This window comes from Sphingomonas flavescens (assembly GCF_030866745.1).
Lineage (GTDB): Bacteria > Pseudomonadota > Alphaproteobacteria > Sphingomonadales > Sphingomonadaceae > Sphingomicrobium > Sphingomicrobium flavescens.
Genome location: NZ_CP133016.1, coordinates 1482996 through 1497596, shown reverse-complemented (window position 1 = coordinate 1497596; position 14601 = coordinate 1482996). Strand labels below are relative to the sequence as shown.

Annotated in this window: 15 protein-coding genes; 13 read left to right on the top strand and 2 right to left on the bottom strand. The window is 63.6% G+C overall.

Annotated elements, in window-relative coordinates; genetic code table 11:
• Positions 1-19 precede the first annotated feature (19 nt).
• Genes QU596_RS07705 through QU596_RS07660 form a run of 10 tightly spaced genes read left to right on the top strand, consistent with a single transcriptional unit; the run spans position 20 to position 7263 of the window.
• Entirely contained in the window at positions 20-679 is a 660-nt protein-coding gene (locus QU596_RS07705; protein ID WP_308514665.1) for a nicotinate-nucleotide adenylyltransferase, read from the top strand.
• Positions 660-1067, top strand: coding sequence for a ribosome silencing factor (rsfS, locus tag QU596_RS07700; protein ID WP_308514663.1), 408 nt, complete (start codon positions 660-662; stop codon positions 1065-1067). Before QU596_RS07705 ends, rsfS begins: the two co-directional genes overlap by 20 nt.
• Before the next feature lie 5 nt (positions 1068-1072).
• Positions 1073-1915, top strand: coding sequence for a serine hydrolase (locus QU596_RS07695; protein WP_308514661.1), 843 nt, complete (start codon positions 1073-1075; stop codon positions 1913-1915).
• A complete protein-coding gene (locus QU596_RS07690) occupies positions 1915-2337 on the top strand; it encodes a 23S rRNA (pseudouridine(1915)-N(3))-methyltransferase RlmH (protein WP_308514659.1) in 423 nt (140 codons plus the stop codon). Before QU596_RS07695 ends, QU596_RS07690 begins: the two co-directional genes overlap by 1 nt.
• A gap of 4 nt (positions 2338-2341) precedes the next feature.
• The gene (locus QU596_RS07685; RefSeq protein ID WP_308514658.1) at positions 2342-3520 is read left to right on the top strand and encodes a murein hydrolase activator EnvC family protein; all 1179 of its coding nucleotides are present in this window, start codon (positions 2342-2344) and stop codon (positions 3518-3520) included.
• A gap of 43 nt (positions 3521-3563) precedes the next feature.
• Positions 3564-4907: a S41 family peptidase gene (locus tag QU596_RS07680; RefSeq protein ID WP_308514656.1), complete on the top strand. Its 1344-nt coding sequence runs from the start codon at positions 3564-3566 to the stop codon at positions 4905-4907.
• Between the two features lie 7 nt (positions 4908-4914).
• Positions 4915-5436: a disulfide bond formation protein B gene (locus QU596_RS07675; protein WP_308514654.1), complete on the top strand. Its 522-nt coding sequence runs from the start codon at positions 4915-4917 to the stop codon at positions 5434-5436.
• Between the two features lie 44 nt (positions 5437-5480).
• Positions 5481-5972, top strand: a complete 492-nt coding sequence (locus QU596_RS07670; RefSeq protein WP_308517958.1) for a demethoxyubiquinone hydroxylase family protein — start codon at positions 5481-5483, stop codon at positions 5970-5972.
• A gap of 45 nt (positions 5973-6017) precedes the next feature.
• Positions 6018-6404, top strand: a complete 387-nt coding sequence (locus tag QU596_RS07665) for a hypothetical protein (RefSeq protein ID WP_308514653.1) — start codon at positions 6018-6020, stop codon at positions 6402-6404.
• Positions 6405-6459: 55 nt separating this feature from the next.
• A complete protein-coding gene (locus QU596_RS07660; RefSeq protein WP_308514651.1) occupies positions 6460-7263 on the top strand; it encodes a DUF1206 domain-containing protein in 804 nt (267 codons plus the stop codon).
• Here the strand turns inward: QU596_RS07660 and QU596_RS07655 are convergent.
• Entirely contained in the window at positions 7260-9161 is a 1902-nt protein-coding gene (locus tag QU596_RS07655; protein ID WP_308514649.1) for a CocE/NonD family hydrolase, read from the bottom strand. The two genes, QU596_RS07660 and QU596_RS07655, sit on opposite strands and share 4 nt — an antisense overlap.
• A 103-nt stretch (positions 9162-9264) precedes the next feature.
• On the opposite strand from QU596_RS07655, the gene QU596_RS07650 reads away from it, so the two are divergent.
• Genes QU596_RS07650 through QU596_RS07640 form a run of 3 tightly spaced genes read left to right on the top strand, consistent with a single transcriptional unit; the run spans position 9265 to position 12489 of the window.
• Positions 9265-10509 (top strand): putative DNA modification/repair radical SAM protein, encoded by a 1245-nt coding sequence (locus QU596_RS07650; RefSeq protein WP_308514647.1) that lies wholly within the window; start codon positions 9265-9267, stop codon positions 10507-10509.
• Positions 10510-10540: 31 nt separating this feature from the next.
• Positions 10541-11029: a hemerythrin domain-containing protein gene (locus QU596_RS07645; protein ID WP_308514645.1), complete on the top strand. Its 489-nt coding sequence runs from the start codon at positions 10541-10543 to the stop codon at positions 11027-11029.
• A complete protein-coding gene (locus QU596_RS07640) occupies positions 11029-12489 on the top strand; it encodes a UdgX family uracil-DNA binding protein (protein WP_308514643.1) in 1461 nt (486 codons plus the stop codon). The genes QU596_RS07645 and QU596_RS07640 overlap by 1 nt, the downstream gene beginning before the upstream one ends.
• On the opposite strand, the gene QU596_RS07635 is transcribed toward QU596_RS07640, so the two are convergent.
• Positions 12486-14579 carry a TonB-dependent receptor gene (locus QU596_RS07635; protein WP_308514642.1) on the bottom strand — a complete coding sequence of 698 codons (2094 nt, stop codon included), beginning with the start codon at positions 14577-14579 and terminating at the stop codon, positions 12486-12488. The two genes, QU596_RS07640 and QU596_RS07635, sit on opposite strands and share 4 nt — an antisense overlap.
• Positions 14580-14601: the final 22 nt, after the last annotated feature.

Genomic DNA, 14601 nt, shown 5'->3' with positions numbered 1-14601 from the left:
CGCATGCTAGCCATCCGGCATGGCGCGCATCGGCCTCCTTGGCGGTTCCTTTAATCCGGCGCACCGGGCCCACCGCCGCATCACGCTCGGCGCGATCCAGACGCTCGGGCTCGATGGCGTGTGGTGGCTGGTCTCGCCTGGAAACCCGTTGAAGGAAGGCGCCAAGGACATGGCCAGCTTCGACCAACGCTTCGCCTCGGCTGAGCAGATGGCACGCCGCGCCCCCATTCACGTGAGCGCCTTCGAGCAGACGAACCGCACGCGCTACACCGTTGACACGGTGCGCCTCCTAAAGCGCCGCTACCCCGAGCATCAATTCATCTGGTTGCTCGGAAGCGACACTCTGCCAGATTTTCACAAATGGCGTGATTGGAGAGGCTTAGCCCGCGAAGTGCCGATTGCGGTGATTCGCCGCCCGGGTTATGATTTGGCTGCCCACGCGGCGCGCGCGATGGGTTGGCTGCGAAGGTTCGTCCATCCTTCCGGCCAGGCCAGGAAGTGGACGGACTGGAGTGCACCGGCGATCTTTTTCCTTCGCCTGCCGCCCGACCCGATGTCCGCTACCGCCATCCGCGCGAAAGATCCTACTTGGTATCGTCGAATGCCGGGGCGCACCCGCGCCAATCGGTTCGGCATGCCGCTGTTGGCCAGGAGACCACTTGACCGAACCTCAATCTGAAGACGCCGCGGAGACCGCAGGCGGCCTGCCCGCGAGCGTCGAAGAGCTCCACAAGCTGGTGCTTCAATCGCTCGACGACGATCAGGCGCAGGAGGTTGTGTCGATCCCGCTGACGGGCAAATCGAACATCGCGGATCATATGGTGATCGCATCGGGCCGGTCGACACGGCAGGTCGCGTCGATGGCCGTTAAGCTTGCGGACAAGATCAAACAGCAATTTGGACGGATTGTGCGTGTCGAGGGGCTTCCAGCGGCCGACTGGGTGCTGATTGATGCGGACGACGTGATCGTTCATATTTTCCGGCCCGAAGTTCGAAATTTTTACAATTTGGAACGAATGTGGGCATTTGGTGATGAATCCGGCGTGGGCGCCGCTGCACGGGGTTAGGGCAGATGCGGTACTTGGGATTTTTCGTTGGTGCTTTGGCGATGGTCGCGCAGCCCGCGGCTGCGGCCTCGAGTGCGAGTCTCGTCAATCTTGAACAACAGTTGGCCGCCATGATGGCCGGCAAATCGAGCGACGTCGGCATTGCCGCCCTCGACCTCAACACGGGCGAGACCGTCAGCATCAAAGGCAACACGCCGTTCCCAATGGCCAGCACGGTCAAGGTGGCGATCGCCGCGCTCTATCTGGCGCAGGTCGATCACGGCCGCCGGTCGCTCGACGACAATATCAACGGCACGACCGCGCGTGCACTGATGAAGCGGATGCTGATCCACAGCGACAATCGCGCGACCGATATCCTGCTCAACGATCTCGGTGGCCCGCGGGCGGTTCACGACTGGCTGCAGGACAACGGCGTCAAGGGCCTGCGCGTGGATCGCAACATCGCCGACCTGTTGCGCTCAAAGCGCGACCTGTGGGACCGTCGCGATTCCAGCACGCCGGTGGCCATGGTCGACTTGTTGAAGCGCATCTACAAAGCAGAGCTGATCAAGCCCGAAAGCCGTAACTATTTGCTTGACCTCATGTCGCAGTGCCAGACCGGCCGGAACCGCATGCGGGCGCTGCTCCCGAATGGCACGGTGGTCGAGCACAAGACTGGCACGCTGGACGGATTGAGCGACGACATCGGCTTCATCAGCCTGCCCGATGGCCGCCGCGTCGCGGTCGCGATCTTCGCCCGTGGCGGCAGCGACCGTCCGCGCACCATCGCTGAGACCGCGCGGGCCATCTACGACGGCTTCAAGTCGGTCCTCGCCTGGCCGTTCGGCGCACCCGCCTACCAGAAGTAGTGCTGCTCCACATCGTTGCGCGCGGGAAGATCGGCCGATCTCCGGAGGCTGAGCTGGTCGATCGCTATCTCGCGCGCATCGCCTGGCCGACGAGGGTGACCGAGTTGCCGGATCGGGGCGGCAAGCTGCCGGACCTGCCCACTAACAGCGCCCTAATCGTCCTCGACGAACGTGGAACGCCGCAATCCTCGATGGATCTCGCTAAAAAGCTCGAAGTTTGGCGGGACGGGGGCAAGCGTGAGGCGCGCTTTCTGATCGGTGCGGCCGACGGACATGGGAATGTGGAGCGAGAGGCCGCCGACCTTCTCCTGTCGTTCGGTAAGGCGACCTGGCCCCACTTGCTGGTGCGCGCCATGCTGGCCGAACAATTGTTTCGCGCCACGTCCATCCTTGCGAACCATCCTTATCATCGCGAAGGATAAGCGCGTGAAACGCGCATTTCTCGCCTTGCTACTCTGTCCTTTCGTGGCGGCGAGCGCACTTGCCCAGGATCTTTCCCAACCGCTCGACGCAACCTTGAAGGCCGCGGAGCTTGAGCAGCGCACTGCCGAGGCTGATGCTGACAAGCTGGAGCAGGCGGCGTCAAAGGCGAAGACGGATGTTGCCCGACTGCATGCGGAGCAAGCGGCGGCGGCCCAGGCAATTGCTGCCGCCGAAGCGCGGATAACCGCCGCGAATGCTCGCCTTCAGCTCGCTTCCGCGATGGTCGCCGCTTACCGGCAGCGCCTGTCCGCCGAACAGCAGCCGGTAGCGTCGCTGCTTGCAGGTCTGGCCAACATGGCCCGTCGTCCGCCATTGCTCTTCCTCGCCGACCAAGGCGGGACCGACGAACTGGTGCGCGTGCGGCTATTGCTAGATGCGACCTTGCCTGTGATCCGCCAGCGAACGGCACGCCTGTCCGGCGAAGTCGCCGAAGGGGAGCGGATGCGGCAATCGGCGCTTGCCGCGCGAGAGGAACTGGCGCGTTCGCGCGGTGAGCTTATTGCCCGTCACCGTCGTTATGCGGCCCTCGAACGACGGAGCATTCAGGTGGCCTTGGCGACCAGCGGCCAGGCCCTCACCGCCGGCGACAGCGCCATGGCGGCCACGGAGACGGTCGAAAAATTGCGCGGCGAGCAGGCCAGCAGTCAGTCAATTCGGGCTGTGGCGGGGCGGCTGGCATCAGAACCTCCCGCTCCGCCGAGCCCCTTCGCCCCCGAGGGATCGCTGCAGCGCCTCCCGTTCGTCTACCAGCTTCCGGCCTCCGCACCTGTTACCGAGGGACTTGCCGCGGTGAATGAAAACGGGGTCCGGTCACGCGGGCTGACGCTCGCTACCTTGCGAGGAGCGCCTGTGGCTGCGCCGGCCGCCGGGACGGTGCGGTTTGCCGGCCCGTTCCGCGATTATGACGGAGTGCTAATCATCGATCATGGCGCGGGTTGGCTGAGCCTCATCGTCAACGTCGGCTCGACGCTTCGCGCCGGCGATCGCGTGACGCTAGGACAACCGGTGGGACGAGCGCTCGGACCGCTACAGGTCGAATTGTCCCAGAACGGACGTCGAATGTCGCCTGCCATCATCGCAGGTTCATCTCAAAGCCTGTCAAAGACCGTCAAAGGCGGCTAAAAACCGAGGAAGAACAGCCCGCTGGGCTCAAGGACGCGACCCGATGAACTTCAACGCCAAATATCTTCCGCCACTCGCGCTTGTCGGCGCGCTCGCCCTGATCCCCGTGACCGCCTCTTCCTTCGCGGCGGCGGACACGACCAATTACCAAGAGCTCGAGAAATTCATGAGCGTCTACGAGCGCGTGAAGGCGAACTATGTCGAGCCGGTCGACGACAAGACACTGATCAAGGGGGCGATCGACGGTATGCTTCAGGCGCTCGACCCGCACTCGTCTTACGTCGAGGCGAATGACTTCGATCAACTCAAGGCGACGACCGACGGCAATTATGGCGGGCTTGGCCTGACGGTCTCAATGGAAGATGGCGTCGTAAAGGTCATCGCGCCGACCGAGGACACACCCGCGTGGAAGGCCGGCATCAAGGCGGGCGACTACATCACCCACATCAACGGCGAGTTCCTCAACAACCTGACGCTCGACGAAGCGGTCGCCAAGATGAAAGGCAACCCTGGCACGCAGGTGAAGCTGACGATCATCCGCCCGGGCCGCGACAAGCCGCTCGATGTCTCTTTGACCCGCGAGCGGATCGAGCTTCATCCGGTGAAGTGGGAAATCAAGGACAACATCGGGTACATCAATATCAACACCTTCACCGGCAACGTCGCGGAAGCGACCAAGGCGGCGCTGGTCGGCATCGACAAGGCGACGGGCGGCAAGCCGCTTGGCTACGTCATCGATCTTCGTTCCAACCCCGGCGGTCTGCTCGACCAGGCGGTCGACGTCGCCGACGACTTCCTCGACAGCGGCGAGATCGTCTCGCAGCGTGGCCGGACGAAGGACGACATTGAGCGCTATTACGCGCGCCCCGGCGATCTTGCGCACGGCCTCCCTGTCGTGGTGCTGACGGACGCCGGTACGGCCTCGGCGTCGGAAATCGTTGCCGGTGCGCTGCAGGATCACCGACGGGCTCTGATCATGGGCGAGAAGAGCTTCGGCAAGGGATCGGTACAGACGGTCGTCCAGACTGGACCCGAGTCCGCGCTTCGGCTGACGACCGCGCGCTACTACACGCCCTCAGGCCGCTCGGTTCAGGCCGGCGGAATTGATCCGGACATTCCCGTGCCGCAGCTCAGCGACCCTGATTACAAGAGCCGCAAGGTCATCCGCGAATCCGACCTTCGCCGGCACCTGCTGGCGCAGTCCAAGGTCGACGACAAGCTGCTCGAGGCGGACGACACGCCCGATCCGCGCTTCATGATGACGGCGGCGGCGCTTGAGAAGCAGGGCATCAAGGATTTCCAGCTTCACTATGCGCTGAACACCATCAAGCGGTTGTCGTCGACGGCGAAGATCGCGCAGGCCGGCCCGGCCAAGGGCGCGCGCTAGGTCCGGCATGGCGAACGCTCTGGCCGCGAACCGCGGCACGGCAGGATTTGACCCGGCGACGCTGGCTCGTCTGATCGCGCTTCTGCTCCCGGTGGGTCTCCTCGGCGGTGCGTTGTTCTCGCAATATGTGGGCGGACTGCATCCGTGCGAGATGTGCTACTGGCAGCGCTGGCCGCACGGCGCCGCAATTCTGCTCGCGGCTCTCGCCTTCACGGCGCCGGTGAATTCGTCCCGATCCCACTTCTTCGTGCTCGCAGCAGCGCTCGCGATCGCAGTGTCGGGCGTCATTGGTGTTTATCATGCCGGCGTCGAGGCTAAGATTTTCGAGGGCATGACGACCTGCACCGCGTCCGGCCGGGGCCTGAGTGCCGCGGACCTGCTCAAGCAGATCAGCCGTGCGCCGATCGTCCGGTGTGACGAAGTGCAATTTCGTTTCCTTGGCATCTCGATGGCCGGCTGGAATGCCATCCTGTCGCTTGGTGGTGCCGCGACGATCCTCATCCTCAGCTTGCGGAGCCGCCGCGCGTGAACGGCGGCTGGAAGCCCGGCGAGCGCCAAGCCGATCGCGACTCGATGCTGCGCGTCGACCAGGCTGGTGAATATGGCGCGACGCGCATTTACGCGGGCCAGCTGGCTGTGCTCCGCCGCAACGCGCCGGAATCAAAGTTGATCGCGCGCATGGCCGCGCAGGAAGAACGCCACCTCAAGCGTTTCAATGACCTGATGGCGGAGCGCCGCGTTCGGCCAACGGCGCTGCAGCCGATTTGGAACGTGGCCGGCTTTGCGCTCGGCGCCGCGACGGCCTTGATGTCGGAGAAAGCAGCGCTCGCCTGCACCGATGCCGTGGAGACGGAAATCGACAAGCATTATGCGGCGCAGCTGCGTGAGCTTGGCGACGAAGATCCCGAACTTGCCAGCGACATCGCCGATTTCCAGGCCGAGGAGTTGGAGCATCGCGACGTTGCGCGGGAGAATGGCGCCGCTCAGGCGGTCGGCTACCCACTGCTGACTGCGGCGATCCGGGCTGGCTGCAAGGTGGCGATCGGGCTTTCCAAGCGAATTTAAGGAACTCCGGCAGGCCTCGGCCGCTGGAACGTTGAAAGGATTGAGATGATGAAAAGGCTGATGCTTGGCGCCGCTAGCGCTGCAACCGTCTTGGTCGGCATGACCGCATTTCCGACCGTTGCGACGGCACAGGCGGGCAACCGGTCGATCACCATCTATGGCAATGACCCGTGCCCGCGCGATGCCATCTGTATCCGCGCGCCGGAAAGCCAGCGTTACCGCCTGCCGCAATCGCAAAATCCGCAAGGCACGCCGCAGGAGCGCAATAGCTGGGCGAACAAATCGAAGTCGCTGATGACCGTCGGCGCGACGGGCGTCGGCAGCTGTTCGGCGGTTGGACCTGGCGGGCAGACCGGCTGCCTGATCCAGGAAATCAATCGGGCGAAGAAGGACAGCCGCGAGCAGTATCAGGCCGACCAAGCGCCGCAATAATCTAGCGCGGCACGGGTTGGCGGGAACGCGCAACCCCGCACGGCATTTGTCGTCCGTGACCGACGATCTGCCCGCCCAGACGAAGTTTCAATGGCTGGCGCGGTTCGGCTTTGTGATGCGCGGGCTTCTCTACATCGTCATCGCCTGGCTGGTGATCGTCAACGGACGCACCGAGGACCTCACAGGAGCGATGGCGTATTTGGGCCACGGCGCTGGACGCGGACTACTCGTGTTTCTTGCGGCCGGCATGGCGGGTTACGGCGCTTGGCGCCTGTGCGACGCCGCCTTCGGGATGGACAGCGGCCGGCACCACGGCAAAGCCTGGCGGAAGCGCATTGCCGCCGCTGGCAGCGGGACAATCTATCTTTACCTCGCCTGGAAGGCGTGTCGGTTCATGCTCGGCTACTATGCCGAAACAACCTCCGTCCATCAGAACGCGGCCACGGCGCTGCACCTTCCGGCCGGGGATATAGCCCTCGGAATTGCCGCTGCCGTTCTGGCCGGCGCGGGCGTCGTTCAATTTTACAAGGCAGCGAGCTGCTCATTCCTAGATGACCTGTCCGAAGCTGCCAGCGAGCCCTTCGCGCGCTGGGTCGGGCGCATCGGCTACACGGCGCGCGGCATTATCTTCCTTACGGTTGGCTGGCTGCTTGCCAAGGCTGCGCTGAGCCACCGCGCTGCCGACGCAGGCGGCCTTGAACAGGCGCTGGACGCGCTGCGCGGGCCGCTGCAGTTCCCCATCGCGGCCGGCCTAGCTTTCTTCGGCGCCTATTCGATCATCGAGGCGCGCTACCGCACCATCCACCATCCGCCGACCCAGCAGATCAAGCGAAAGGTGGCGGCGGCGGTCGACGCTTAGGGAACGATGGGCAGCATCACCGAGGTGGCCGTCGCGCCGCCGCGATAGACGGTCTGCGTCGCCTTTCGGTAGTCGCCCTGCCTCGCGTAGAAGATGTTTGGGACGAAGGTTTGCGGGTTGCGGTCGTAGACCGGGAACAAGCTCGACTGGATCTGCACCATGATCTTGTGACCCGGCAGGAACACGTGGTTCACATTGGGCAGACCCCAGCTGTAATGTTCGACCTTGTTTGCCCGCAGCGCGCGCGGCTTCGCGAAGCTGTCGACATAGCGGCCGCGGAAAATCTCGATCCCGATCGGCAGCTCGAAGCCGGACATGTCCTGCTTCGATCCCTGCGACGCGCCCTCCGGCGTTTCGTTGGGATAGACATCGATCAGCTTGACCACCCAGTCGCTGTCGGTGCCGCTCGTGGCCGCGTAAAGCTCGACTTGCGGAGCGCCCATGATGTGCACCGACTTGGTCAACGGTGCCGTCGTATAGCTGATGACGTCAGGGCGGTTGGTGACGAACCTCTGGTCCTGCACGAGCCATGACTTCCACTGCGCGCCGCCGATGGGCCGCGGCAAATAGGGCACAGGATTGGCGGGATCGGAGATGTAATCGTCGCGGCCCGCGACCGTTGGCCGTTCGAAGCCCGCAGTGCCGTTGCCCGTCAGGTACAGCGGCGTCTGCGTGCCCATCGGCCAGCGCGGGCTCGCCTGCCACTCGTTGATCCCGGTTGCGTAGGTTAGCGCGTTCGGCGTCTGCGGATCGGGGGCGCCCTTTAGATAATGGTCGAAGAAGGGCTTCACCCACTTCTGGCGCCACTCCAACGCGGTATCGCCGGTGAAGGTAATGTCGCCGAGATCATAGCCGTAATGGTTGGCGCCCGAGTGCCGCCACGGGCCGATCGCCAGGTGAAGCAGGCCGCTGCCCTCATATTTGGCCTTCAGTGCCTTGTAGACCGCCGGCCCGCCGTAGCTGTCTTCCTGATCCCACTGACCCACTTCGATCAGGGTCGGCACCGTCAGCGGCCGCGCGGCGAGCCACTTGTCGACCGCCTGACCCGACCAGAATTCGGTGTAGGCCGGGTTCTGGAACAGCTTCTGGACGAACGGATAATGTTCGATGCCGAGGTGGCGGGCGAGGTCGCCCATCGATCCGGCCTGCAGGTAATAGGAATAATCGTCGCCCGGCCCGCGCGCGATGCCCTTGCCCTCGGCCTTCGCCGTGCTCTGCGACACGGCGAAGTCCAGGCTGCCGGTGCGGAAAGCGCCGTTGTGGAACCAGTCATCGCCCATCCACCCGTCGACCATCGGGCTCTGCGGCACCGCCGCCTTTAGCGCTGGGTGCGGATTGATCTCCGACGCGAGCGTCAGGAACCCGAGATAGGAGGAACCGATCGTGCCGACCTTGCCGTTCGACTCCGGCACGTTCTTCACCAGCCAGTCGATCGCGTCATAGGCATCGGTGCTTTCGTCGATGCCGGTATTGTTGAGCGGTCCGACGATCGGGCGGTTCATCACGAACTGCCCTTCCGAATTGTGCAGTCCGCGAATGTCCTGCTGGACGATAATGTAGCCGTCGTTGACGAACTCCTTGTACATAATGGGTAGCGTGTCGACGACCGACTGGCTCGCGCTGCGGCTCATGCTTCCCTTCGCGTCGTAAGGCGTCCGCGAGAGCAGGATCGGACCGTTCTGCGTGCCCTTCTTCATGACGATGACGGTGTAGAGCTTGGTGCCGTCGCGCATCGGGACCATCGCGACGCGCTTCACGAAATCGGCTTCCGGCAGCATCGGTTCGTACTTGGCGACGACGTCCGGCGTCATCGGGGTGACGCGTGCAGGCGGCGGCGCGGCGGCCAGCGACAGCAAGGGGAGGATGGAGATGGCGAGGCGGAGGGCGGGCTTGCTCATGGCGACGTTGGTAGGACTGGCGCCGACCGCTCGCAAGCGCCGGTTCGGCGTATCGCTAAACACCTGTATGGACAGGAGAATATTTGGAACATATTGAGAACTCGTGGCTCAGTTGGATGTTCAGGCCAAGCTCGCGATTCTCGCCGATGCGGCAAAGTACGATGCTTCGTGCGCGTCGAGCGGCACGTCCAAGCGTGACAGCCGCGGCGGCAAAGGCATCGGCTCGACCGAGGGTATGGGCATTTGCCACGCCTATGCGCCCGACGGTCGCTGCATTTCGTTGCTCAAGATCCTGCTGACCAACAGTTGCATTTTTGACTGCGCCTATTGCATCAATCGCAAGAGCTCGAACGTCCGCCGCGCGCGCTTCACGGCGGAGGAAGTGGTTCGCCTGACGCTCGCTTTCTACAAGCGCAATTACATTGAGGGACTGTTTCTCTCTTCCGGCATCATCCGTTCGTCCAACTACACGATGGAACAGATCGTCGAGGTCGCGCGCAGCCTGCGCGAGGACCACGATTTCCGCGGCTACATCCATCTCAAGACGATCCCCGACGCGGACGCGGAACTGGTGCGGCAGGCGGGCATCCACGCCGACCGCGTATCGATCAATGTCGAATTGCCGACCGTTAGCGGTCTCACCAATCTCGCGCCGGAAAAGAATGCTGGGCAGATCGAAGGGGCGATGAGCGACATGAAGTCGTCGATCGTCGACGCGAGGGATGCGACCCGTAAATATCGCTCTGCGCCCAAGTTCGCGCCCGCGGGCCAGTCGACGCAGATGATTGTCGGCGCCGATGCCGCGAGCGACGCGGACATCGTCGGCAAGGCGAGCACGCTGTACGACCGCTTTGCGCTGCGCCGTGTTTATTATTCGGCCTTCTCGCCGATCCCCGACGCCAGCGCGGTGCTACCGCTGAAACGCCCGCCACTGATGCGCGAACACCGGCTCTACCAGTCGGACTGGCTAATGCGCTTTTACGGCTTTGCGCCGAAGGAGGTGCAAAGCGCGACCGATGAGCAGGGCATGCTCCCGCTCGACATCGATCCGAAGCTGGCTTGGGCACTGAAATATCGCGAAAGCTTCCCCGTCGACATCAACCGAGCGCCGAAGGAGATGCTGCTGCGTGTTCCGGGGCTCGGCACCAAGGCCGTCAGCCGAATCCTGCAATCGCGGCGCTGGCGGAAGCTGGCCCTCGACGACGTGGGCCGCCTGACCCTGTCGATCACCAAAGTCCGGCCGTTCATTGTCACCACCGATTGGCGGCCGACGGTGCTGGTCGACCGCCTGAATCTGAAGAGTCTCATCGCGCCGCGCGAGAAGCAGCTCGAACTCTTTGGCGCCTGAGCCGTTGCACGGCGCAAAGGAGCTAACAGCAATGGCCAAGGACATCTTTGAACGCTTGATCGCCGATCACAACAAGCATCGCCGACTCATCGAGCAGATCGAGCGGACGAGCGGTGATAGCGACGAGCGGCGCGCGCTATTCGAACAATATAAGACCGACGCGACCGCGCATGCCGCGACCGAAGAAGTCACGCTGTACAGCACCCTGATGGCTGAAGTGACGATGCGCGAATATGCGCAGCACGCGGCCGCCGATCACCACGACATCGCCGACGCGTTCAAGGAAGTCGAAGAGGCCGATCCCGCTTCGTCGGCCTGGCTCGCCAAATTCAAGAAGCTGAAAGACACCTATCTCGACCATCTGAAAGAGGAAGAAGAGACAATCTTTCCCGACGCGCTCAAGGATTTGGGGGAGGACAAGGCGGTCGAGCTCAAGGATGCGTTCAACGCGCTCAAGCCGGAAGAGATCGAGCGCGCGGAATCCGGCGCTGACGAGAAGATCGCCGACAAGATCGGCTGATGCCGCGCGAGGGGCCGATGATCGACGCGCACCGCGTCACCTTGTCGGCCCCTGACGATTTCGAAGGCTGGCGCGACGCCGCGCGCGATCTTGCCGACGCGGGCGTGCCTGCCAGTGCCGTCGTGTGGCGCGTCGAGGGCGATGACGGCGATCTGTTCGCGACTGAAAGTGCCACATCACCGGCGCCGAGTTTCGCGGTCCCGCGCGGCTTCGTCGATCTGGCCAGGGCGGTGGTCTGCCACTCGGATCCCGAGCGGTTCGCTTTGCTCTACACCTTACTGCTGCGGCTGAAATCTGACCGCCATGCGCTGGAGGATCAGGCCGATCCGCTGGTCCGGCGCCTGCAGGACCTCGCCAAGTCGGTGCGGCGTGATGTGCACAAGATGCACGCCTTCGTCCGCTTCCGCGAGATCGATGACCGCTTCGTCGCCTTCTTCGAGCCCGAGCATCACATCGTCCGGCGCGCCGCCAGCTTCTTCGTCAACCGCTTCACCAGCATGCGCTGGTCTCTCCTGACTCCCGAGCTGTCGATCCATTGGGACGGGCAGAAGCTGACCGAAGGACCGGGGGCGACACGCGCCGACGCGCCGTCGGGCGATCCGCTCGAGGAGACCTGGCGCACCTATTACGCTTCTATCTTTAACCCCGCGCGGCTGAAGGTCGGCGCAATGTTTAAGGAGATGCCCAAGAAATATTGGCGCAACATGCCGGAGACCTCGCTCGTTGCCCCCCTTATCGCCGGTGCGCGCAATCGGGAGCTTGAGATGATCGCCAAGTCCGCTGGAGAACCTGCCGTAGCGAAGGAAGGCCTTGCGCATGCGCTCGAAGCCGAGCGCGCGATCGAGCCAGGCGGCAACCTGCGGGCGTCATGGGAAGCGCTGCTAAAGGATGCGCGGAAGTGCACGCGCTGCGATTTGTACAAATGCGGCACCCAGACCGTGTTCGGCGAGGGCCCGCTCAACCCGCGCATCATGTTCGTCGGTGAACAGCCTGGCGATCAGGAAGACCTCGCCGGCCGCCCCTTCGTCGGACCCGCCGGCCAGTTATTCGATGCGGCACTGGAAAAGGCAGGCATCGACCGTACCGAGACCTACGTGACCAATGCCGTAAAGCATTTCAAGTTCGTTCAGCGCGGCAAGAAGCGCATCCACAGCAAGCCCGGCGCTGGCGAGATCGAGGCCTGTCGCTGGTGGATCAGCAATGAGCGCGAGCTAATCCGCCCGCCCGTCACCGTCGCCCTTGGCGCAACCGCCGCGCACAGCCTGTTCGGCAAGACGATGGCGATCGGCAAAAACCGCGGTTCCCCATTGCAGCTTTCGGACGGCAGCGAATGCTGGATCACCGTTCACCCCAGCTTCCTGCTCCGCATCCCCGAAGAAGATCGCCGGCAGGAGGAACGCGCCCTCTTCGTGCGCGACCTCAAGCGGATTCGCGAGCGGGCCGAGGAACTGGCCGCCTAGAAGCGGTAGCCGATGCTTGCTTTCACCGTCCGCGGCGCACCCGGGGCGATATTGTTGTCGCCGTTCGCCGTCGGGAAATAATGCGCGCCGAGCAGGTTCTCGACGTTCACCTGCGCTTCGATCCCGCCCGGCAGCGCGTAATAAAGCGCGCCATCGACGCGGGTATAGCCCGGCAGCTTCACCGCATTGCTGATCGAAGCATAGGATTTGGACCTCGCGATCACGCCCAGGCCGGCACCAATGATCTTGGTGAAATCGTAGCGATTCCACAGCGAGAAGCTGTGACGCGGCACAAGCGGGACATGGCGCCCCGCGGGGGCGGTCGTGGTCGTCTTCGTGATCTCCGCTTTCTGGTAGGAATAGCCGCCGGAAACGAGCCAGCGGCTGGTCACGCTGCGTTCCAGTCCAAGCTCTATCCCGCGGCTACGCTGCGCACCGGTCAGCACGGTCAGGCTGGGATTGGCGGGATCGGTAGCGCGCGTATTGGTGCGATCCAGCCGGTAGATCGCGGCTGTCGCCAGCAGCCCGCCGGGAAGCTGCAGCTTGCCACCCACCTCGTAATTATCGAACCGCTCCGGCTTCAAACCTTCGGTTACCGAAGTTAGCCCGCTGAACTGATCACCGGACTGCGGCAGGTAGGAGCGGCTATAGCTCGCGTAGAGCGAGAGATTGTCGGTTGGCTTCAGGACAAATCCCAGCCGCGGCGACCAGAGGTGATCACGGCGCCCGAAACGCCCGCCGCCGACGGCGCGCAGGTCGTCTACGTCGACTTTGAAGCTGTCGAAGCGCAGTCCCGCGACGATTTCCAGCCAACTGGCCGGACGGATCTGATCTTGGACGTACAGCGCCGCGACGTTGGCGTGGACGCGGTTGTCGGCATCGCTCACCGCCGGTACGAAAGTCACGTTCGCATCGACGGTCGGATTGGTGATCGGAACGCTGTTCGTGCCCGCTGCGAAGACCGCCGTCTTGCGCAGGTTCCGCGATTTTTCCCGCCCAACCTCGAAGCCGACCAGCATGGTCTGATCGATGCCCGCCAATCGATTCTCCCACACCAGGTCCGTCTGGCTGAACAGATTCTCGCGGTCGTTGCGGTTGTTGTAGCCGCTCAGGGCCACCCGTCCGGTCGCCGGGTTGTACGCACCCGAAAAGATGTTCTGGTAGAATTTGTCGTAGTGACCGAACATGGTCCGGTTCTTGAAGGTCAGACCCTCGGCGACGCGATGCTCGACCGCGACGGTTGCGATGTTCACGTCGGCCTTCGCGAAGCTCTTTTCGGGATCACCGAAAAATGTCCGCGTGAAGCCGCGAATGGGCTCGTCGCCATGGGCGGGCACGCCGCGGTCCGCGGTCCGCCGATCATGGAAATATTCGTAGCTGAGGTCGATGCGCGTATCTGGACCCGCCAGCAAAGCGGCGGTCGGATTGATCCCATAGCGTTTGGTTTCGACGTTCCGGCGAAAGCTGTCGCTGTCTTCGAACAAGCCGTCCAGACGGATTCCCACGATTGGCGACAGCGGCTGGTCCAGATCTACGCTTAGCCGCCGGGCACCCCAACGGTCGCCGGATGCGGTCGCGCTGCGGCCCACACTCATGGTGGGCCGCTTAAGGACGCGGTTGATGATCCCGCCGCCGCCGCCCCGGCCGAAGATCATGGCGTTTGGGCCCTTCAGGACCTCGACGCGATCGACGTTGTAGAAGTCGCGGTAATATTGGACGTCGTCGCGGACCCCATCGATGAAGAAATCCGCGGTGCTCGAATTGCCGCGCAGGACGATCGCGTCGCGATTGCCTTCGCCGCTATTGTAGGACGCGCCCGGCACGAAGTTGAGCAGGTCCGACACCGACCGCAATTGCTGGTCTTCGATCTGCTGTTGAGTGACGACCGTAATCGCCTGCGGAACGTTGCGAAGGTTGGTCGCCGTCTTGGTCGCCGTCGTGGTGACCTTAACGCCATAGGGGGTTCGCTCGCCGGTGATGACGATGTCCGGCCCGGCATCGGTGGCTTCGGCCCTATCCGCGTTGTCCGCCGCATGCGCGGCTGCAGCGCTGCTGAGCAAGATGGCAGCCAGCGACAGTCGGTAGTTCAATGTTCGATCCCCTTCGTCTCGG